A 20907-nucleotide genomic window follows, 5' to 3' on the forward strand; every position below is an offset into this window, starting at 1 on the left:
GAAAGGGATCGGAGGGGGTCGGAGCGATGAAGACGCGGATCATCCAGGACGAGCCGGCGAAGGCTCAGGTCACCACGAGCCTGCTGGCGGAGATACGCCGTACCGGGAGGTTCACTCCGGTCGCGTCGTACCAGGTGTTCGGCTACGTCTGCGCGGCCGTGCTCGTGCTGAGCGGACTGGTTCACGTGGTCGTCTTCCTCGTCGACGGCGGGCCGTGGGAGGGGCCGGTGTCGTGGCGGAAGCCGATCGTGTTCGGGCTGTCGTTCGGCATCACGCTGGCGACGATCACCTGGCTGATGAGCTTCCTGCGGTCCGGTCGGGTCGGCGGCTGGATCGTCGTCGGGATCTTCGCGCTCGCGTCGCTGGGTGAGGTGTTCCTGGTCTCGATGCAGACCTGGCGTGGGGTCGCGTCGCACTTCAACGAGACCACCGCGTTCGACGGGTCGGTGTTCTCGTTCATGGGGATGCTGGTCGCGGTCCTGGTGCTGGTGACGGTCTACGTGACCGTGCGGTCGTTCGTCCGGATGGACGCGCCGCCGTCGCTCGCCTGGGCGATCCGGCTGGGGCTGCTGCTGATGCTGGTGAGCCAAGGGGTCGGCGCGCAGATGATCGCCGAGGGCGGCAACACCTTCGGTACGGCGGGTGCTCTCAAGGTGCCGCATGCCGTCACGCTGCACGCCGTCCAGGTCCTGCCGGCGATGGCGATCCTGCTGCTGGTGTCCAGGTCGACCGAGCGTCGGCGGGTTCGCCTCGTCGTCCTCGGCGCGGTCGGGTACGCCGTCCTGATCGCGTCGACGATGGTCCAGACGTACGACGGCCGCGGTCCACTCGACCTCAGTCCGCTGACGACCGCGCTGGCCTTGACCGGCGTCATCCTGCTGGCCGGCGTCGTCGTGGTGGCGCTGCTTGGGGTCAGGCGATCAAGAAGCGGTTGACCTCGTTGATCAGGACCGGCCAGGCGGGTTCGTGTTCGGTGATGATGTGGTTTGCGCTGTTCAGGAAGACCAGGCGGCTGCCGGGGATGAGCTTGGCGAGTTCGTGGGCCTGCGACTCGGGTACGCGGATGTCGTCGCGGGAGTGCACGATCAGGGTCGGGCAGCGGACCCGCGGGGCGACGGCCGAGACGTCGATGTGGGCGAAGGCGTCGAGGAAGCGGACGACGTTCTCCACCGAGGTCGTGGCTCGCTGGAGCTCGTTGAACGCATCCCACGTCTCCCGGGGCGCATCCGGCAGGAACTGGCTGGCGAACACCTGCCGGAACGCGGCGTCGCCGCGCCGCCAACTCACCTGGCCCAGCGTGAGATCCAACGACGCCTCCTGCCGCTCCTCCTCGGTTCGCGCCCGGGCCAGCCGGCCGCGGCAGTAGGCGCCGACCAGGACGAGCTGGCTGACCCGGTCCGGGTGCCGTTCGGCGTACTTGATCGCCACCGCGCCGCCCTGGGAGGCGCCGAGCAGCGGGAACTGGTCGACGCCCGCTGAGTCGGCGACCAGTTCGAGATCCTCGACCCAGGCGTCGAGGCCGAACTCGGTCACGTCCCAGTCCGACAGTCCGCAGCCGCGTTCGTCGTACCGGATCAGGCGATGGGCGCCGGCGAGCCACTGGATCCAGTGCCGCCAGATGATGCTGCTCCACTCGTGATCGAGATGGGTCAGCCAGTTCGCGGCCTTCACCAGCGGCGGTCCCTCGCCGCAGATCGCGTACGCGAGCCGAACGCCGTCGGGGGAGTCGCAGTAGTGGATCTCCTGCGTCTGGCACTCGGCCGGAAGCGCTGACTCGCCGATCACCTCGACCGGGGCGACGAAGCGATAGCCGACGCCGTGCACGGTGGCGATCACCTCTTGCCGGTGCCCGTCGTCGCCCACTGCGCGGCGGGCGTCCTTGAGTCGAGTGGTCAGCGCGGAGTCGCTGATGAAGCGGTTGCCCCAGACGACGTCGAGAAGCTCGATTTTCGGGACCACGCGGTCGCGGTGCTCGATCAGGTGGACCAGGACACCGAAGACCTGGCGCTCCACGCGCACCGGATCGCCGCCCCGCCGGAGCTCGAACCCGCGGGGATCCAGCTCGCAGCCGTGGAAGCGGTACATCCGCAGGTCCCCTCTTCCGAGAGTGTGCCACTCTCCAGCCCTTCTCGGGACGGTCTGCAGAACTTCTTCATGACTCGCCCGCGCCCCGGCTGCCAGCGTGATCCGAACGGGTTCGCGGCCAGGGGGTGGCCGGCCCGCCTCCATTCCGGGGGGAATCAGCATTCCGAGGGGGAATCAGCAATGTACGACGACCGACTGGGCCACGCCGTGGTGATCGGCGGAAGCATGGCCGGCATCCTGACCGCACGCGTTCTGAGCGACCGCTTCGAGCAGGTCACCGTGATCGAACGGGACCAGTTGCCGGACGGGCCGGACGTCCGCAAGGGGGTGCCGCAGGCGCGTCACCTGCACGCGTTCTGGGCCGGCGGGATGGAGGTCGTCGAGCGATTGCTGCCTGGTGTCGAGCGGGACCTGCTGGCGGCGGGCGCCGTACCGATCGACCTGCCGACGGAACTGGCGTGGCTGACGCCGGCCAGCCGGTGGACCCAGCAGTTCCCGGCGACGCAGCGCCTGGTCTCGGCGACTCGTTCGCTGCTCGAGTGGATCGTGCGGAGTCACGTCGAGAAGGTCGGCAACCTCAGCTTCTACACCGACCATGAGGTGACCGCGCTCAGGCTTGGCGCGTCCGGCGAGGTCGCGGGGCTGACGCTGCGCGGCCGGCACCCGGGTACGACGGCCGACCTGCCTGCCGACCTGGTCGTCGACGCGAGTGGGCGCGGGTCGAAGCTGCCGGACTGGCTCGGGGAACTCGGGTTCGCGGCTCCGGAGGAGAGCATGGTCGACTCGTTCCTCGGTTACGCGACGCGGCTGCTGGAGATCCCGGACGGGTTCAGCGCCCGCTGGAAGGCCGTCTACATCCAGAACGCGCCGCCCGTCCAGCCGCGTGGCGGCATCATGTTCCCGATCGAGGGCAACCGCTGGGTGCTGACGCTGATCGGCGGCGGCCGGGACTACCCGCCGACCGACGACGACGGGTTCCGGGAGTTCGCGGGGACGCTGCAGAGTCCGCTTTTGTCGGACGTGCTCGACGTCGCCGCGCCGGTCTCGCCGATCTGGGGCTACCGCCGGACCAACAACCGCTGGCGGCACTACGAGAAGCTCGCGATGCCCGGCCGCCTGGTCGTGGTCGGAGACAGTCTGTGTGCCTTCAACCCGGCGTACGGCCAAGGGCTGACGGTCGCCGCGAAGGAGGTGGATGTGCTCGCGGACGTTCTCGCCGACTGCCGATCCAGTGCCGACCTGCCGCGTGCCCTGACGGGCGCCCAGCGATCGATCGCCGGCCGCGTCAAGGGTCCCTGGATGCTGGCCACCGGCTCGGACCTGCGCTACCCGACAACCGTCGGCGCCCGCCAGACCCGAATGGACAAGCTCGTCAACAGGTACCTCGACCGCGTCCTCACCGCCGTCTCCGACGACCGGGTGGTCAGCGCCGCCTTCCTCCGCGTCCTGAACATGTACGACGACCCCCAGGCGCTCTTCTCGCCCCGCCTCATGCCGCGCGTCCTCCGCCGCCCCCGCCGGTCCGTCCCCGTCTCGAACGCGTTCACCATCGCGGAGGAAACATCGGATGTTTCAGACGTAAAGGTCTAGCTAGCCCCCGCCAACGCCGTTAGGATCCCGGGGATTCATAGGATCTGTTCCGGGAGGCAGTGTGACGGCGCAGCGGCTGTACTACGACCGGCCGGCGGGGGAGTGGGTGGAGGCGTTGCCGCTCGGGAACGGGCAGATCGGGGCGATGTGCTTCGGTGCGGTCGGGGCGGACCGGATCGCCCTCAACGACGAGACCTGCTGGTCGGGGAGCCCGGAGACGGCGCGGTTGCTGTCCATGCCGCTCGGCGCCACCGGGGCCGAGGCGGTCGACGAGGCGCGGGCTGCGCTTGCGGCCGGGGAGATCGAGCGGGCGCACGAGTTGGTCCGCGGGTTCCAGGCCGGCCATTCGCAGGCCTACATGCCGTTAGGCGACCTGCTGCTCGATCTTCAGGTCGGCGACGCCACGCCGACGTCGGACGACGCGACGCAGTACGGGCGGATTCTTGATCTCGACACTGCGACGGCGACGGCGTCATACGAGGTCGGCGGGGTTGAGGTCCGGCAAGACGTCTTCGTGAGCGCGCCGGCCGGAGTGCTCGTACTGCGGTTGACTGCCTCGCAACCGGTGACGCTGACCGCGCGGCTGACCTCGCAGCTGCAGTCACGACCGCATGCAATCCCCAACGGGCTCGGCCTACTCCTGCAGGCGCCGGCGAACGTCGCCCCGCCGAGCCGCGACGCGGTCGATCCGGTCCGCTACTCCGACGGCGCCGACCGCGGCATGGCAGCGGCCATCGCCCTCCGCACCCGGACCGACGGCGAGGTGACGGCGACCGACACCGCCCTCACCATCAGCCACGCCACCGAGCTCACCCTGGTCCTCTCCACGGCCACCGGGTACGACGGTCCGTCGACCCCACCCAGCCGCACGGCCGAGGAATGCCTCGCCCAGGCCGACGAGAAAGTCACCGCGGCCCTCGGCCGTGAGTACGCCGAACTGGTCGCCGAGCACACCCGGGATCACCAAGAGCTGTTCCGCCGCGCGTCCCTCGAGCTGACCGGTCTTGCGGACGTAGCGGATCTGCCCACCGACGTGCGGCTGTCCAGGCACGGTGACGATCCGGCGCTGGCAGCGCTGGTGTTCAACTACGGCCGCTACCTGATGATCGCGGCCTCGCGACCGGGCGGCCTGCCGACCAACCTGCAGGGCATCTGGAACGACATCCTGCAGCCACCGTGGAGCTCGAACTACACGGTCAACATCAACACCGAGATGAACTACTGGCCGGCCGAGACCACCAGCCTGCCCGAGTGCCACGAGCCACTGCTCGACTTCCTCGGCCACCTCGCCGAGGCAGGACGCCGTACGGCGAAGGAGCGGTACGGGTGTGGTGGGTGGGTCGCTCACCACAACGTGGACGCCTGGTGCTGGACGATCCCGGTCGCGGGCAAGCCGAGCTGGTCCAACTGGCCCATGGCCGGCGCGTGGCTGGTCCGGCATCTGTGGGACCACTACGCGTTCGGCGGCGACCTGGACTTCCTGGAGCGGGCCTGGCCGATCCTGCGTGGCGCGGCGGAGTTCTGCCTGGACTGGCTGGTCGAGCGGCCCGACGGCAGCCTGGGCACGTCGCCGTCGACCTCACCGGAGAACACCTACCTCGCCGACAGCGGGCCCGCGTCGGTCACCGTCTCGTCGACGATGGACCTCGCACTCATCTCCGACCTGTTCCACCGCTGCGAGCTCACGGCCGAAGCGCTCGAGCTGTCCGACCCGCTGGTCGAGCAGTTCGCCGCAGCCCGCAAGCGGATCCCGGACCCGCCGATCGGTGGCCAAGGGCAACTGCAGGAGTGGGCCGCCGACCTGCCCGAGGAGGACCCGCACCACCGGCACATGTCGCACCTGATCGGCCTGCATCCCGGCGACTCGATCACCCCCGACGCCACGCCGGCCCTCGCGGCCGCGGCAGCCCGGACCCTCGACCTGCGCGGCGACCGGGCCACCGGTTGGTCGCTGGCCTGGAAGATCAACCTGCGGGCCCGGCTCCGCGACGCCGCCGGCGCGCACCGGCTGGTCCGGGCGTTCCTCACGCCCGCCCACGAGACAGGCACGGACTACGTCGGCGCCGGAGCCGGCGTCTATCCGAACCTGTTTTGCGCCCACCCGCCGTTCCAGATCGACGGGAACTTCGGCGCCACGGCCGGGATCGCCGAGATGCTCCTGCAGAGCCACACCGGGGAGCTCGAGCTGCTGCCCGCCGTACCGGCCGAGTGGGCGACCGGGCGCGTGACCGGGCTGCGGGCGCGCGGGGGAGTGACGGTCAACCTCGCCTGGTCACCGTCCGGCGTGGAGGCCGTGCTCACCACGAGCCGCGACCAGCAACGCATCGTCCGGTACGGCGACCAACGCATCCCGGTCACGTTGACGGCGGGCGCCGTACACAGACTGGAACTCAGCTCTTCCGGCGGTTGAGCCTCAGCTCTTCCGGCGGTTGAGGAAGGCGAGCATCGCCTCCTGAGCGGCCGGGGAGCCGAACAACCCGGCCGAGAGCTCGGCGAGGTCCTTGCCACGGGCATCGATGTCGGCGAGCAGCTCGCGGTTGAGCAGCTTCTTGGTCTCCCGCAGCCCCTGCGGCACGCCCTTCAGCAGGGACTCCAGGACCGTGCCGACCGCGGAGTCGAGCTCGGCCTCGGGAACGGTCAGCGTTACCAGCCCGAGCCGCGCCGCCTCCAGCCCGTCGAACCCGTTGCCGGTGAGGAAGGTGTACGACGCGGCGCGGTCCGTGAGCCTAGGGATGACGGTCAGCGAGATCGTCGCCGCGGCGAGACCCAGCCGGACCTCGGTGAGCGCGAAGGTCGAGTCGGACGCCGCGACACTGATGTCGGCCGCCGCGACGATCCCGATCCCGCCGGCCCGGACCGGTCCGGCGACGCGGGCGACGACCGGCTTGGGGTTGGCCACGATCGCCCGCTGGACGTCGACCATCCGTTGCGCGCCGACGCCCATCCCGACCGTGGTCGCCTCGGACAGGTCGGCGCCCGAGCAGAACACGTTCAGCGCCGACCGGATCACGATCACCCGGACCGCGTCATCGCCGCCCGCCGTCTCCAGCCGCCCGAGCAGCTCGCCGGTGAGCTGCTGCGAGAGCGCGTTCTTGTTGTGCGGCGAGTCCAGGGTGATCGTCGCCACGCCGTCGGCCACCTCGAGATGCACCAGTTCCGTCATGAGGCCATCCTGCCCTGTCCACCTGCCGACCGCTGTGACCCGAACCGCCTTCGGTGGCCTCCATGGGCTACTACGATCGACCGCTCGACAACACTGACGAAGGAGTGACGTGATCGACCTGAGTGAGTCGGTTGCCATGAAAACCGTCAAGTTCGACCGGCCGGTCACCGGCCAGGAGCTCATCGACGCCGTGCGAGCCACCTGCGAGAGCGAGAACGGGCGAGCGGACGAGTTCGGCTCCCGACGCGGTGGCGGTTTCCACGAGGAGAAGAAGTACGACGACGGCTACTTGTACGTCGTCGGCCGCAGTTCGTCCACGCCGTACAAGAACCTGTTGGTGACACCGGACAAGGACTCCGCCTACATCAAGCCGGGGGAGACCTACGCGTCCGCGGTGGTCGTCCGGCACGATCACGCGGCCCAGGGACACCAGACTCTGGGGCGTTTCAGCGTCGACGACGAGATCGATTCCGTCCTCGAGTTCAGTGAGCAGCTGGCGCACACCGTTCGGCACGGGCGGCATCTCGGTGGGGAGATGGCGCGCGACCCGCGAGGTCCGGGTGTGGACGATCGTGGGGAGCAGGTTGTGCGGGCCGAAGACACCGCGAAGACCTGGGGACCGCGGTCGGCCGCCCGCACGCAGGGCACTGGTCGCGGCTACTGAAACCCACCGCCCCCTGGGCCGGCGGTCCGTGAGGTGCGTCGTCGAGGGCGGCTGGGTGAGGTGCGCGGCCGGCGAGACTGGGTCAGGAGGCCGCTGGCGGCGAGGCCGGGCCGAGCGGGTCGGCGTGCCGGTGCGCGATCTTCCAGTCGCCGTCCTCGCGGCGGAAGACCATGGTCGCCCGGAGGACGTGCGGGATCGGCTCGGGCCGGTGCACGTACTCGACCGTGCACCGCTCGATCGCGACGTAGTACGCCGTGTCCGTGCTGACGTGCTTCTCCAGGTACTCGAACTCGACCCGCGCGGCACTCGGCCGGAACTGCGCCGCCGCCCACTCGTACCGCGGCCCGACCTGGGACCAGCCGACCTCGAGGCCGCCGAAACCGCCGAAGATCGAGGTCTGCTCGCTGCGCGACACCAGCGGCAGCCACAACGAGACGTCGCCGTTGACGAACGCGGTGTTCGCCCTCTCGTACTCCCGCAGGAACGTTTCGAAGCTCTGGCTCATTTGCCGTCAGCGTACGCGGGCGACAGTTCACGAGCGAGGTGCTCGACGAACAGCCCGACGTCGGTGACGATGCCGCGGGCCTGGGACGAGCCGCGGTCGGCCAGCTTGGTCACGGTGGCCGGGTTGATGTCGACGCAGGTCAGCGGGATGGACGCCGGCAGGATGTTGCCAGTGGCAACCGAGTGCAGCATGGTCGCGGCCATCAGGCAGTAGCCGACGCCGGGCAGCTCGGCCCGCATCGCCCGCTGGCCTTCCAGTACGTCGGTGTAGACGTCCGGCAGCGGCCCGTCGTCACGCACCGACCCGACCAGCACGAACGTCTTGCCCATCTTCACCAGCGCGTGCATCACGCCGGAGGTGAGCACTCCCTGCTCCACCGCGGCCGCGATCGAGCCGGCCTTGCGGATCGTGTTGATCGCCCGGATGTGGTGCTCGTGGCCGTGCTCCACCCCGCGACCACGGGCCAGGTCGACGCCGAGCGACGTACCGTAGAGCGACGACTCGATGTCGTGGGTGGCCAGCGCGTTCCCGGCGAACAGGATGTCGACGAAACCGGCCTCGACCAGCGCCACCATGGCCGGCGCGGCGCCGGTGTGGACGATGCCCGGGCCGCCGACCCAGAGCACCTTCTGGCCGTTCGCCTTGGCCTCGCGCATCCCGTCCGCGACCTGCTTGACCAGCACCCGCTGCGGCTTCTCGCTGGAGACGTCCGACTCCATGAAGCCGAACCCCTCCTCGGTGTTCACCGCGATCGGCGGGATCACCTTGACGCCCTGGGCGCTGGTGATGATCTTCATCCCGGCCTTCACGTCGGACATCGGGATGGTCCGCACGGTCTCGCCCTCGACGAGCAGGCCGCAGTCCATCTCCGGGTTCTGCACCGCGACCCAGTGGCCGCCGAGCCGGACGCTGGTCGGCAGGTTGGTGGTCGAGTAGAAGCCGTCCGGGAACACCCCGTCCTGGGACACCTCGGTGATCTCCGGCGTGCCGGGGTCGACCAGGTTCGCGCCCTTGGTCTGGATCCGCATCAGCAGTCGCTGCAGGGACTCCTCGTCCTCCGCGCCGACCGTCATCCGGACCGTGGAAGGGTCGTCCTTGTCGTAGCCGAGGTCGAACCGGTCCAGCGTGTACTCGCCGCCGTACCCGCGGATGTCGTCCAGGACGCGGGACAGCAGCCCGGAGTCCATCAGGTGGCCGGTGATCTCGACGGTCTCGGTGACCTGCACGGGTTACCTCCCTCGGTGTTCGTCGGATTGTCCGACGATCCGCACTCTAGCGTGCCGGTGTGACAAATGCTTCACCCGGCCCGGAGTGCGGTCCAGGGTCTAGACCACAGCGCCGTCGTCGCCGGTGTCGTCCGGGGGGAGCCGGTCCTTCATCCGGATCACCAGGGTGAGGAAGCCGGCGATGAAGCCGACCACCGCGATCGTGGTGATCCGGCCGGTGCCGAAGTCGAGCACCGCCGCGGCGATCAGCAGCAGCGGGCCGCCGAGCAGGCCGAGCCAGGCGAGCCGGCTGATCCAGTCCAGTCGCGGGCCGCGCGGCGGCTCCGGCGGGACGTAGTGGTCGTGCGGGTCGTCCGCCTTCCGGACCGGCCGCGCCTCCTCCTCGTCGTCCTTCTCCTCGGCCGCGTCCAGCCCGGCCGGCACATCGATCAGTGGCTCGTACTTTTCGTCGACGTCCTCACTGGCCGGCCACCGCGGCACCGGCGTCTCGCCACCGTCGTGCCCCGGCGCCGACGGCGCGTTGAACTGCTCGACCAGCGACTTCCACTCCGCATCCTCGGTACTGCGGGCAATCACCGGCCGAGCCCGTTCCACTGCCCCCGAATCCACGAAGATCTCCTCGAAGCCGGCCGGCACCCGAACCGGTTCCTCGGCCTTCGCGGGCGCCTCGGGCTTCTCGTTCACCTCTGCCTCGGCGCCGACCTCCACCGGGTCCGCCGTACGGCCGTCGGTCTCGGCTGCTTCCGCCGTACGGGACTCGCCGGGAGTCCCGCAGTACGCGGCGATGCCGGCTTCGGCGAGGGCGGTCAGGACCGGGTCGGCGACCAGGGGGTCGATGCTGCCCAGCGAGGTGTAGTCGGTGGCGGTGAGGCCGTTGTCACGCATCGGCGACCTGCTCTCCGACTGCGCTCAGGCGCCGGATGAAGGCTGCGGAGTCCGCGAAGATCCGCGGTGCGTCGTTGTCCAGAGTTGCCACGTGATAGCTGTCCTCGAGCAGGGTCTCGGTCACGTCGCGGGACGAGATCGAGGCCAGCACGGTGCGCCCCGAGCTCGGTTCCACCACGTGATCGACAGTACTGCGGAACATCAGCACCGGCTGTGTGACCTTCGCCAGATCGTCCCGGGTCAGCTGCCACAACTGCGACAGCGAGCGCAGCGCCCGCAGCGGCATCCGGTCGTACGCGCCCTCGTCGACGCCCGGCTTCTTGATGTCGTTCGCGACCCCCGGGAACGACGGCACCAGCCGCGACAGCACCGGCAGCAGCACCAGCCGCTTGTCGTCGGTCTGCACCGACGGGTTGATCAGGACCAGACCGGAAACGTCGGTCCCGTGCTGCTCGGCCAGCCGCAGCACCAGGCAGCCACCCATCGACTGCCCGGCCAGGAACACCTGGTCGTGCTCCTTGCGCAACCGCTCCAGCTCGTTGTCCAGTACGGCGTACCAGTCGGGCCAGCCGGTCTTGTTCATCTCCTGCCAGCTCGTCCCGTGCCCGGGCAGCCGCGGCACGGCGACGCCGTACCCCTCGGCCGCCAGGTGCTCCCCGAACGGGCGCATCGACCGCGGCGAGCCGGTGAAGCCATGGCTGAGCAGCACCCCGACGGCGGCGTTCGGCCCGGCTCCCGGGCTGCGGAACTCCTCGGCATGGGGTTGCACTGGCACGGTCGACTCCTCGCCGGTCATGGTCCTCACAGGCGGTCTGGCAGGTAGCACGCCCACCGCAGGCCAATGGTCGCATCTGGGCTGCATCCAGTCTGCATCCAGGTGACAACACGGTGAGCAACACGGACATTCCTGGCGGTGACATTGCCTGAGGAGGAAGCTGGAACGTAATGTCCTGCACCGACGGTGGACGCCGGAGCTGTCGTGACCGTCGCCACCGGAGGACACTGGTGCCGGACGAGGTACGGGCCGAGGATGGCCGGTGGTTGGCGTGTCGGGCGAGTGACGGAGGTCGAGGCGAATGCTGTACCTGTTCCTCAGACGGTTCTTGGTTGCGCCACTGGTGAAGCTGTTCTTCCACCCCAAGGTCACCGGGCTCGAGCACATCCCGGCCACCGGACCGGCCCTGCTGGTGAGCAACCACCTGGCCTTCTGCGACTCGATCTTCCTGCCCGTCGCGGTGCCTCGCCAGATCGTCTTCCCGGCGAAGTCGGAGTACTTCACCGCCCCCGGCCTCAAAGGCAAGCTGGTCGCGACCTTCTTCCGGTCGGTCGGCCAGATCCCGATCGACCGCTCCGGCGGCCGCGCCTCGCTGGCCGCGCTGAACACCGGCCTGGAGATCCTGCAGAAGGGTGACCTGTTCGGGATCTACCCCGAAGGCACCCGCTCGCCCGACGGCCGGCTCTACAAGGGCAAGACCGGCGTGGCCCGGATGGCGATCGTGGCCGGCGTGCCGGTGATTCCGGTGGCGATGATCAACACCGAGAAGCTGCAGCCGCCCGGCAAGGTCTGGCCGAACTGGTTCTACCGGGAGAAGGGCCGCCGGCTGCCGCGGCTGGTCCGCCCGGGCGTCGCGTTCGGCAAGCCGCTGGACTTCTCCCGCTACGAGGGCATGGAGCGGGACCGGTTCGTACTGCGCTCGGTCACCGACGAGATCATGTACGCGCTGATGGACCTGTCCGGCCAGGAGTACGTCGACATGTACGCCGACAAGGCCAAGGAGCTGATCAAGGCCGGCGAGTCGGTCGACGAGCACGTCCGGCTCGGCGACACCAAGGCGAGCTGACGCCCGGTTGCCCGCCCGGCGGGTGAGGATGGTCGGCATGGAGAGCGACCTGAACGTCCTCGGCGAGCCGCTGGAGGAGTGCGGTACCGACCCGGTCACCGGGTTCTACCGTGATGGCTGCTGCACGAGCGGCCCGGAGGACCTCGGCAGCCACACGGTCTGCGCGGTGATGACGGCGGAGTTCCTCGCCCATCAGGTCTCGGTCGGGAACGACCTGGTGACCCCGCGCCCCGAGTTCCACTTTCCCGGCCTGAAGCCGGGTGACCGCTGGTGCGTGGTCGCGGTCCGCTGGTTGCAGGCGTACCACGAGGGCGCTGCGGCTCCCGTCGTACTGGCGTCGACCCATTCTCGGTCGCTGGACACCATCCCGCTGGCGGTGCTGCGGGAGCACGCTGTCGACGTACCTCCGGATCTCAGCGCGCTGACCTGAGACGGTCACGGGTGGTCGTGGGCGCTGGCCTAGAGTTGGGGCCATGCAATTCGCGACGTTGACTGCGGGGGAAGTGCCCGGTGTGCCGAGCCTGGACGAGCTGCGGGCGCTGAAGCCGCTGCAGCAGCCGGAGTGGCCGGACTCGGCGGTGCTGGACCAGGTGATGGGCGAGCTGCGGACGTTGCCGCCGCTGGTGTTCGCCGGTGAGTGCGACGACCTGACCACGAAGATCGGTGCGGTCGCCCGCGGCGAGGCATTCATCCTGCAGGGCGGCGACTGCGCGGAGACCTTCGACGGCGTGACCGCGGAGAACATCCGGGCCAAGCTGCGGGTGCTGCTGCAGATGGCCGTCGTACTGCAGTACGCCGCGAGCGTGCCGGTGGTGAAGGTGGGCCGGATCGCCGGCCAGTACGCCAAGCCGCGCAGCTCCGGCGAGGAGACCCGGAACGGCGTCACGCTGCCGTCGTACCGGGGCGACGCGGTCAACGGGCTCGAGTTCAGCCCCGAGGCGCGGATCCCGGACCCGCGGCGGCTGCGCGGGGTCTACAACGCGGCCGCGGCGACGCTGAACCTGACCCGCGCGTTCACCACCGGTGGGTACGCCGACCTGCACCAGGTGCACGCCTGGAACACCGACTTCGTGAAGTCGTCCCCGGTCGGGCAGAAGTACGAGCGGCTCGCCTCCGAGATCGAGCGCGCGCTCGCCTTCATGCGGGCCTGCGGCGCGAACTCGGAGGAGTTCCACACCGTCGACTTCTACGCCTCGCACGAGGCGCTGATCCTGGAGTACGAGCACGCGCTGACCCGGATCGACTCCCGCACCGAGCTGCCGTACGACGTCTCCGGCCACCTGCTGTGGGTGGGGGAGCGGACCCGCCAGCTGGACGGCGCGCATGTCGAGTTCCTGGCCTCGCTGTCGAACCCGCTGGGCGTGAAGATCGGCCCGACCACCACGCCGGACTACATCCGGACCCTGATCGACAAGCTGAACCCGAAGGGTGTCGAGGGCCGGCTGACCTTCATCACCCGGATGGGCGCCGGCAAGATCCGCGAGGCGCTGCCGCCGCTGCTGGAGGCGGTCCGCGACCACGGCTCGCCGATCGCGTGGGTCTGCGACCCGATGCACGGCAACACCTTCGAGACGCCGAACGGGTACAAGACCCGCAACTTCGAGGACGTCATGCACGAGGTCCAGGGCTTCTTCGACGCGCACGAGCAGGTCGGGACCTGGCCGGGCGGGATGCACATCGAGCTGACCGGCGACGACGTGACCGAGTGCCTGGGCGGCGGTGAGGAGCTGGTCGCGGAGGACCTGGTCAACCGCTACGAGACCGCCTGCGACCCGCGGCTGAACCGGCACCAGTCGCTCGAGCTCGCCTTCCTGGTCGCGGAGCGGCTCCGCGGCGCCCAAGCATGATCTGGGTGCCTGCATGATCGATCTCCGGTCGGACACCGTCACCCGCCCGTCGGCGGGGATGCTCGCCGCGATGACTTCGGCACCGCTCGGCGACGACGTGTACGGCGAGGACCCGACGATCAACCGGCTCGAGGAGACCGTCGCGGACCTGCTCGGTCACGAGGCGGGTCTGTTCACGGTGACCGGTTCACTCGCCAACATCCTCGGCGTCCGTGCGCTCGTGCCGCCGGGCGCGGAAGTCCTGTGCGAGGCGAGCGCCCACATCGCCCGGGCCGAGCTCGGCGCGCACGCGGCCGTCAGCGGCGTCACCACGCGAACCTGGAGCGCGCCGGCCGGCCAGATCGACCTGGAGCAGATCCGCGCGCTGATCGCTGCTGACCTGGGCGCCTACTTCGTGCCGACCGCAGCCGTCTCGGTCGAGAACACCCACAACTTCGGCGGCGGCGCCATCCAGCACGCGTACGACGCGCTGGCCGACGAGCTCGATGCCCGTGGCCTGCCGCTCCACCTCGACGGTGCACGGCTGTGGAACGCCTCGGTCGCGTCGGGTGTGTCGATGGCGTCGTACGCGTCCCGGGCTGCCGCTGCCAGCGTCTGCCTGTCCAAGGGGCTCGGCGCGCCGGTCGGCTCCGTCCTGGTGGGCTCTGTCGAGCTGATCCGTGAGGCGCGGGTGTGGCGGAAGCGTCTCGGTGCGGGCTGGCGACAGGCCGGCGTACTGGCTGCGGCCGGGTTGTACGCGATCGAGCACAACGTGGAGCGGCTGGCCGAGGACCACGCCAACGCTCGGCTGATTGCCGACGTACTGGCCGATGCCGCGCCCGGCTCGGTCAAGCCTGACCAGGTCGAGACCAACATCGTGGTCGCCGACCTCGCCGCCACCGGCAAGTCGGTGCCTGAGGTCGTCGAGGGCGCTCGCGCGGCCGGCGTACTCGTAGGCGGCGTCGGGCCGACCCAGCTGCGGGTCGTCACGCACCTCGACGCCTCCACCGAGGACTGCCGCGCCGCCGCGGAGACGCTGGCGCGCGTGCTCGACACCTGAGTTGTCCACAGGCGCTGGCACGAGCTTGCTGTTCGGCGAGATAGGCTGCGGTTGTCGGGTCGGCAGCATTCGGGGAGAGCCGTGCGAGAGATCGTCGTGTTCAGCGGAAGTGCCCACACTGGTTTGGCGGAGCGGATCTGTGCCGATCTCGGCGTAGCGCTCTCACCGGTCGAGATCCATCGGTTCAGCAACGACTGCTTACAGGTCCAGCTGCAGGTCAACTGCCGGCAGCGGGACGTGTACATCGTCCAGCCGCTGGTGCCACCGACCCAGGAGCACCTGATGGAGCTGCTCCTGATGATCGACGCCGCGCGCGGCGCCTCCGCGCAGCAGATCACCGCGGTGATGCCGCACTACGCGTACGCGCGCTCCGACAAGAAGGACGCCTCCCGCATCTCGATCGGCGGCCGCCTGGTCGCCGACCTCCTGGTCGCGGCCGGCGTCGACCGTGTCCTGACGATGGCGCTGCACGCGCCGCAGGTGCACGGATTCTTCTCGGTCCCGGTCGACCACCTGACCGCGATCGGCGTACTCGCCGACCATTTCCGCGGCCGCGACCTCAGCGACACCGTCGTCGTCAGCCCGGATCTCGGCAACGCGAAGACCGCGACCCAGTTCGCCCGCCTGCTCGGCCTGCCGGTCGCCGCGGGCAGCAAGCAGCGGATGGCCGATGACCGCGTCGTCATCGACGCCATCGTCGGCGACGTGTCCGGCAAGCGAGCCATCATCCTCGACGACGAGATCGCCACCGGCGGCTCGATCATGGAGCTCCTCGACCGCCTCAAAGACCTCGGCTGCACCCAGGCCGCCGTCGCCTGCACCCACGGCCTCTTCGCCGGCCCCGCAGTCGAGCGCCTCCGCTCCCACCCCTCGGTCACCGAGGTCATCAGCACCGACACCGTCCCCCGCCCACCCGGCTTCCCCGAACTCCAGGTCAGCTCCGTCTCCACCCTCTTCGCCGAAGCCATCAAACGAATCCACGAAGGCGAATCCGTCAGCAGCCTCTTCGACGGCGTAGACCCCACCCACGCCCCACCCCAACCCAAACTCCCGTTCTAACTGCTCCACCCCACGCGTACTGCGCATGGTCCGACCCACGCGTGCTACGCGGCCGCCTTTCGTCGCTCCGCTCCTCCCGGCGCCCACTACGCCCGCTCCCACCCACCCCCGGCGTACCGCCGGTGCATCCTCCCCGGCTACCGCCGGGCTCTTCCGGCTATCGCCGGGACCTGCGGGCTATCGCCCGCCGCGACTACTCGGCCGGCGCTCGTGGTCAAGCGGACTGCGACGGTCGTGACCGCACGGAATGCGTCTCTTAACCACGCGCCTTGAGTTCGACGATGGCGAAGCGGGCCTGATTCCCCCAACCGCTGATTCCCAGCCGAGCGTGATCGATGGTGCTGATGGCTCGCCACCTCGGCTCCGGCCGCAGTCCAGCCAAGTCACGATCCACACCAGCGCGTCGGATGACCCGCCAGCTCATCGCCGGCACATCCTTCGGCTACCGCCGGGGGCGGTCGGCTACCGCCGACGTCTGTGGATTGCCGCCCGAAGGCGACACTTGGCGCCCGCGGTCAACCCGATTGTGATGAGCGTGAGCGTGGCAACGTCCTATTGGCAAGGGAACCGGGAAGGCGTTCACGTCAGTGCGCTGAATACCAGTTGGCCTGCGTCCCTTAGCGAGGGCGCCCCAGAAATGGGTAGGTTTGGAGGCGGCGAGCGGCTACCGTCGGCTCACTAGTTCCGGCACCACCGATTTGACTTCGTACTCATTGCGAAACGGGCTCGAGTTCCTCGATCTTGCCACCCGCTCGCTACGGATTCCGGAGCCGAGCGCGCTCGAGCAGGCCGTTCTGAACCTGCACGTCGCGGCAGAGATCCTGGTTCAATGTCCGTCTCGAGCGAATCCGGTGGCAGTTGGTCGTCGCAGACGAGAACCCGATCGAGCCTCGTATGAGAGAGGCGAAGTCCGCAGTGTGATGCTGCGCGGCGCCATCCGGCAGCGCACTGCAGATCGCTGCGTCATCCAGCCACCCGGCAACCGCCTGGGCCCATTACGCACACGACTCACTGAGGAAGCTTCTGTGACCCCTGACGGTATTGCCCTGCGCCACTCCACCGTGATCGACGACGTGTGGAACACGCTGATCGAGGTGTATGCCGACGTACGTGCGGATCAACTTCATCTCCCGCACTACTCGGTCGAGCGATTCGGAGAACAGCTCGCCCGGCACGCATCAGATCCCGGCTGGGAGGTTGTCATCGGCTACGACGCGGAAGATCCGGTGGGGTTTGCGTACGCGAACTCGCTCACGCCCGACGACCGCTGGTGGCGCCGGATGACCACGCCGCTTCCTGACGGCTGCACCGAAACGCCGACCGTGGCGGTGAAGGAGATCATGCTGCGCAAGCCGTGGCGGGGTCAGGGGATCGCCCGGCTGATTCATGACGAGCTTCTCCGCGATCGTCCCGAGGCCCAGGTCTCGTTGCTGGTCAACGCGCTGAACGGTGACAGGAAGGTCAAGGCACTCTACGAATCCTGGGGTTACGAGCGGATCAGTACACAACAGCCGTCCGTCGACGACCCGATCCTCACCGCGATGCTCCGGCGAACGCGTCCTGCATCGCAGTCTGCAGGTTGAGTCGGCACGCCAGCGACCTGCCGGAGACGTTGGGTGGGTCCCGCTCTGCGTGGCTTTCGCCCTACTTCTCTCTCAGGATCGGCGAGTGGACGCTCGTTGCGACGTGGATGGCCGATGACCGTTCAGCGCTCCGGACGAGGACAGCGAAGCGGGCGTCAGGGCTACTTCTCGTCGCCCTTGTGAAGTGCCTTCGCCTCGGCTTCCGTGCGTTTGCGAGCTGCGCGTTCGCGCTTGAGGCGCGGTTTGAGTTCTGCGTCCCAGCTAGGTAAGGAATCGCCGTAGGGGAGCAGCTTGTCGTAGGCCTTGCGGGCGTTGAGAGTGTCGAGGACATCATGTTGCATCGCGAGTGAGAACGCGTCCTCGATTGTGAACGTCGTGAGCTGGTGGCGGGCGGCGAGGCGCTGCCCCTTGAGGTCGTCGATGGACACGACCACATCCATTCCGCGTCGGCGAGCGAGAACGCCGTGGTAACGACGACGCATTCGCCTAGGTCTTCGCTGCTGTTGCTCTTGGTGCGTCCTGCCATGATGTTCGGGTGGCGGGACCGGACCTGAGCGAGCAGTGTCGCGGCCTCAGGCTCCGCGGCGCTCATCTCGGGAATCTCGACGATGCAGGCGTCGGAGGCGCCGCGGAGGTAGTAGTCGAGAGCGCTGATGTTCCAGCCGTTGCCCTTGGCCTTGTCGCGGACCTCACTCAGTACCTCGGTGGGTAGCAGGATCCTGTAGTTGGCCGTCGTGAGGATGTCGACGAGCAGGCTCAGTTGTCCGGATGCTGCGAAGTACAGAACGCACACCGCGTCGAGGATGTTCAGCGGCTGACGCGCAATGGCGGGGACGGCGGCGGGCTCGGCGCCTTCTTTGCTCACGCGGGGCTTGGGACGTCGGACGCTTCCCCGGTCCGGGGCCCGTCGACGATCGCGCGTGCTTCGCTCAGTATGTCCGGATCCTGGCCCAGAGCGTTCGCTGTGGCATCAGCCGACAAGAATCCGTAGCGGAATGCCTCAAGGATGCGAGACTCGACGCGCGTTGGCACCCGTTCGGCGTGACAACTCCGCTCTCGTGTCTGGTGGCGCGCCAGCGTCCCGGCGACAACGGCCGCGCTGGCGCTGGTCGGCGCCTGCTCCTTCGGGGCGGCGCCGATGTCTGCCAACGCAATCCACGCCGTTGTCGGTGAGACGCCGTACAGGTCGGCCAGGCGGCAGCCGTCATTGCGAGTCACGCGATCGTTCGGCTCGTACTGCTGTTCGGTCATCCACGCGCGAACGCCGGCCTCAGGGATCAGGAAGTTCTGCGCGAACTTCTCCGCGCGCATCTCGGTCGGTGAGTGCCGGTGGTCGTGGTCGTAAGCGTGACCATCAGCGAACAAGACGTGTGCGAGCTCGTGTGCGAAGCTGAAGCGCTGACGGACCCACGGTTCCGATGCACAAACGGCAAGGAAAGCCAGCGCTCGCTCGTCGTCGAAGGCGGCCACAGCCGAGAGGCCGTCGGGGAAATCCAGAACCGCAGCGTCGACCCCAAGGTTGTGTTCCAAGACCGCAGGGACGTCGTCCAGGGGTTCGACCCCCAGACCAAGGGCCTCTCGAAGATGTTCGGCTCGTTCCTTGCCCTGCCGGCGCGACGCGTGCGTCATAGGCTGCACAAACCGTTGCCAGACGGGGTCGTCAACGACCCGCGGCCCTAGATCCGTGAACTCGGCGACATCGTCGAGCTCTGCATCGAGCTCCATTAGCCCCAGCGCCCGCTCGGCCCGAATGCGGACGTCCTGCTCGTCGGTTCGTCGCGCCGCCAACCGGACTCGGGCTCGGACCGGAGATCCCAGCAAGAGCCATGCCATCGACCGACTCACAGCCTGTGAGGCACGTTCAAGGAGGGTTGAGGTCACCCTGCTCGGTTCGATCCGTCCGTTCTCCATCCGCGAGTAGGTGGCCTGTGACACGCCAAGGAGCTTGGACATGTCGATTTGCGACAGGTTCGCGGCCAGGCGTGCATCGCGAAGGCGCGCACCGAACCCGCCGGCGTCAAACTGCGCCTCCGCGTCGACGGTCTGCCCTGCAACGCCCTGGCGGGCCGCTTCCTCGTCCCAGAACATGCCAGCCTCCTCTCATGTGAATAAGAGGATACATCGCCTATTCACGTGACTCAACTCCGTCTCGGGCCGCTGAGCGCTACCAGGGGATTGGGCCGGATTCGTCTTGGAAGGTGCCGGAGGGGCCGTCAGGGGGGAGGGTGGCGTAGTGGACGACGACGGTGGCGGCTTGGGTGGCGGGGCGGGTGGCCGTGGGGGACATGTCGGTTTTGGTGTAGCCGGGGTTTACTGCGTTGACTTTGATCGGGGTTTTTCTGAGTTCGGTGGCGAAGGCGACAGTTATGGCGTTGACGGCGGTTTTCGAGGTGTTGTAGGCGAGGCCGTTCCACTCCGGGCGCCAGTCGGGGCGGCTGACGATGGTGAGGGAGCCGGCGCCGGAGGAGAGGTTGACGATTCGGCCGGCTTCGGACTTGCGTAGTAGCGGGAGGGCGGCCTGTGTGACGGCTACCAGGCCGAAGACGTTGGTGTCGTAGGTTCGTTTGAGGACGTCGAGCGGAACCTCGCTCGGCGGGCCTTCGGGTGGGGCGGTGGCGGCGTTGTTGATCAGTACGTCGAGACGCGCGAGCTGCTGGATCGCGGCCGTGACGCTGTCAGGGTCGCTGACGTCCAGGACGACGTACGACGCGTCCGCGCCCTCGGAGCGGAGTTTCTCGGCGGCTGTCCGGCCGCGCTCCTCGTCACGCGATCCGATCACCACTCGGTGGTTCAGCTGGGCCAACTGCCGGGCCACCTCGAAGCCGATGCCCTTGTTGCCGCCGGTCACCAGCGCGACCTTGCCACGGTCGGTCATAGGTCGTAGTCAACCGTGATGCGAGCGCCCTGTTCGTCGTGTTCGTAGACGACGGTGCCGGTGACGCCGGTCAGGTCGCCATCGGCCGAGCTGGTGCCGTCGAGATCGCCGCCGCCGAAGGTCTTGCCGACCCTCGCGCGACCGAGCTGGAGCTCGCCCGCTTCGTCGTACGCCGCTTGCTCCCACTGAGTGATCTCGAAAGCCTGGGTGAACCGCATCCGTCCTCCAACCTGGTCATCCGCAGGTAGATCTATCAGACCCCGCCGACAACGTGCCGCTCTAACGGCCGCGCCCGCCGGCGGGGTCACTCCAGATCCAGACGTCGGTCCCGTCGCCGGCCGGTCGGTAGGCGAGCGCCCAGCCTTGGATGTCCTCGGCGGTCCGCCCCATTCGCCGCGCCGCGCGACGACGTTCCTCCCAGTCCTCGACGTAGAAGACCTGGCCGTGACCGGGACCACCGGACAGCCTGACAGTCCGGCGGAACTCGGCCATTCAGACCGACCGCCGACCACCCTGACCCATACTCCGATCATCGACCGCAGCAC

The 20907-nt window shown here is 68.8% G+C and carries 21 protein-coding genes; 10 read left to right on the forward strand and 11 right to left on the reverse strand.

The window, feature by feature from the left end; genetic code table 11:
• Window positions 1-26 precede the first annotated feature (26 nt).
• A complete protein-coding gene (locus AB0H36_RS28555) occupies window positions 27-935 on the forward strand; it encodes a hypothetical protein (protein ID WP_360529984.1) in 909 nt (302 codons plus the stop codon).
• Here the strand turns inward: AB0H36_RS28555 and AB0H36_RS28560 are convergent.
• Window positions 913-2085 (reverse strand): alpha/beta fold hydrolase, encoded by a 1173-nt coding sequence (locus AB0H36_RS28560; protein ID WP_360529986.1) that lies wholly within the window; start codon window positions 2083-2085, stop codon window positions 913-915. The genes AB0H36_RS28555 and AB0H36_RS28560 overlap by 23 nt on opposite strands.
• Before the next feature lie 180 nt (window positions 2086-2265).
• Between AB0H36_RS28560 and AB0H36_RS28565 the strand changes: the two genes are divergently transcribed.
• Entirely contained in the window at window positions 2266-3675 is a 1410-nt protein-coding gene (locus AB0H36_RS28565; protein ID WP_360529989.1) for an FAD-dependent monooxygenase, read from the forward strand.
• A 61-nt stretch (window positions 3676-3736) separates the two neighbouring features.
• Window positions 3737-6085 (forward strand): glycoside hydrolase family 95 protein, encoded by a 2349-nt coding sequence (locus tag AB0H36_RS28570; RefSeq protein WP_360529992.1) that lies wholly within the window; start codon window positions 3737-3739, stop codon window positions 6083-6085.
• Window positions 6086-6088: 3 nt separating this feature from the next.
• Here AB0H36_RS28570 and AB0H36_RS28575 read toward each other — a convergent pair whose 3' ends face one another.
• Window positions 6089-6838: an enoyl-CoA hydratase-related protein gene (locus AB0H36_RS28575; protein ID WP_360529995.1), complete on the reverse strand. Its 750-nt coding sequence runs from the start codon at window positions 6836-6838 to the stop codon at window positions 6089-6091.
• Window positions 6839-6947: 109 nt separating this feature from the next.
• Between AB0H36_RS28575 and AB0H36_RS28580 the strand changes: the two genes are divergently transcribed.
• Window positions 6948-7502, forward strand: a complete 555-nt coding sequence (locus AB0H36_RS28580) for a hypothetical protein (RefSeq protein ID WP_360529998.1) — start codon at window positions 6948-6950, stop codon at window positions 7500-7502.
• An 82-nt stretch (window positions 7503-7584) separates the two neighbouring features.
• On the opposite strand, the gene AB0H36_RS28585 is transcribed toward AB0H36_RS28580, so the two are convergent.
• From AB0H36_RS28585 to AB0H36_RS28600, 4 genes are all read right to left on the reverse strand, one after another.
• On the reverse strand, window positions 7585-8007 hold the full coding sequence (locus AB0H36_RS28585; protein ID WP_360530001.1) for a nuclear transport factor 2 family protein: 423 nt from the start codon (window positions 8005-8007) through the stop codon (window positions 7585-7587).
• Window positions 8004-9233: a TIGR00300 family protein gene (locus AB0H36_RS28590; RefSeq protein WP_360530004.1), complete on the reverse strand. Its 1230-nt coding sequence runs from the start codon at window positions 9231-9233 to the stop codon at window positions 8004-8006. Before AB0H36_RS28590 ends, AB0H36_RS28585 begins: the two co-directional genes overlap by 4 nt.
• 99 nt (window positions 9234-9332) lie before the next feature.
• Complete coding sequence (locus tag AB0H36_RS28595) at window positions 9333-10118, reverse strand: hypothetical protein (RefSeq protein ID WP_360530007.1); 786 nt, start codon at window positions 10116-10118, stop codon at window positions 9333-9335.
• Window positions 10111-10893, reverse strand: a complete 783-nt coding sequence (locus AB0H36_RS28600) for an alpha/beta fold hydrolase (RefSeq protein WP_360530010.1) — start codon at window positions 10891-10893, stop codon at window positions 10111-10113. Before AB0H36_RS28600 ends, AB0H36_RS28595 begins: the two co-directional genes overlap by 8 nt.
• Window positions 10894-11194: 301 nt before the next feature.
• Between AB0H36_RS28600 and AB0H36_RS28605 the strand changes: the two genes are divergently transcribed.
• The 6 genes from AB0H36_RS28605 (at window position 11195) to AB0H36_RS28630 (ending at window position 17487) form a co-directional block, all read left to right on the forward strand.
• On the forward strand, window positions 11195-11959 hold the full coding sequence (locus AB0H36_RS28605; RefSeq protein WP_360530013.1) for a lysophospholipid acyltransferase family protein: 765 nt from the start codon (window positions 11195-11197) through the stop codon (window positions 11957-11959).
• 37 nt (window positions 11960-11996) lie between these two features.
• Window positions 11997-12389: a DUF2237 domain-containing protein gene (locus tag AB0H36_RS28610; RefSeq protein WP_360530016.1), complete on the forward strand. Its 393-nt coding sequence runs from the start codon at window positions 11997-11999 to the stop codon at window positions 12387-12389.
• 43 nt (window positions 12390-12432) lie between these two features.
• On the forward strand, window positions 12433-13806 hold the full coding sequence (locus AB0H36_RS28615; protein ID WP_360530019.1) for a class II 3-deoxy-7-phosphoheptulonate synthase: 1374 nt from the start codon (window positions 12433-12435) through the stop codon (window positions 13804-13806).
• 13 nt (window positions 13807-13819) lie between these two features.
• Window positions 13820-14845 carry a GntG family PLP-dependent aldolase gene (locus tag AB0H36_RS28620; RefSeq protein WP_360530022.1) on the forward strand — a complete coding sequence of 342 codons (1026 nt, stop codon included), beginning with the start codon at window positions 13820-13822 and terminating at the stop codon, window positions 14843-14845.
• An 81-nt stretch (window positions 14846-14926) separates the two neighbouring features.
• Window positions 14927-15904, forward strand: coding sequence for a ribose-phosphate pyrophosphokinase (locus AB0H36_RS28625; protein ID WP_360530025.1), 978 nt, complete (start codon window positions 14927-14929; stop codon window positions 15902-15904).
• A 647-nt stretch (window positions 15905-16551) separates the two neighbouring features.
• Window positions 16552-17487, forward strand: a complete 936-nt coding sequence (locus tag AB0H36_RS28630; RefSeq protein WP_360530028.1) for a GNAT family N-acetyltransferase — start codon at window positions 16552-16554, stop codon at window positions 17485-17487.
• Between the two features lie 161 nt (window positions 17488-17648).
• Here AB0H36_RS28630 and AB0H36_RS28635 read toward each other — a convergent pair whose 3' ends face one another.
• The 5 genes from AB0H36_RS28635 to AB0H36_RS28655 all read right to left on the reverse strand — a co-directional run bounded on the left by AB0H36_RS28635 (window position 17649) and on the right by AB0H36_RS28655 (window position 20854).
• Window positions 17649-17915: a hypothetical protein gene (locus tag AB0H36_RS28635; protein ID WP_360530031.1), complete on the reverse strand. Its 267-nt coding sequence runs from the start codon at window positions 17913-17915 to the stop codon at window positions 17649-17651.
• 433 nt (window positions 17916-18348) lie between these two features.
• Complete coding sequence (locus tag AB0H36_RS28640) at window positions 18349-19575, reverse strand: XRE family transcriptional regulator (protein ID WP_360530034.1); 1227 nt, start codon at window positions 19573-19575, stop codon at window positions 18349-18351.
• 76 nt (window positions 19576-19651) lie between these two features.
• Complete coding sequence (locus AB0H36_RS28645) at window positions 19652-20362, reverse strand: SDR family oxidoreductase (protein WP_360530037.1); 711 nt, start codon at window positions 20360-20362, stop codon at window positions 19652-19654.
• Window positions 20359-20580 carry a hypothetical protein gene (locus tag AB0H36_RS28650; RefSeq protein WP_360530040.1) on the reverse strand — a complete coding sequence of 74 codons (222 nt, stop codon included), beginning with the start codon at window positions 20578-20580 and terminating at the stop codon, window positions 20359-20361. The genes AB0H36_RS28645 and AB0H36_RS28650 overlap by 4 nt, the downstream gene beginning before the upstream one ends.
• Before the next feature lie 61 nt (window positions 20581-20641).
• The gene (locus tag AB0H36_RS28655; protein WP_360530043.1) at window positions 20642-20854 is read right to left on the reverse strand and encodes a hypothetical protein; all 213 of its coding nucleotides are present in this window, start codon (window positions 20852-20854) and stop codon (window positions 20642-20644) included.
• Window positions 20855-20907 lie beyond the last annotated feature (53 nt).

Source organism: Kribbella sp. NPDC050820 (genome assembly GCF_040653975.1).
Classification (GTDB): Bacteria; Actinomycetota; Actinomycetes; order Propionibacteriales; family Kribbellaceae; genus Kribbella.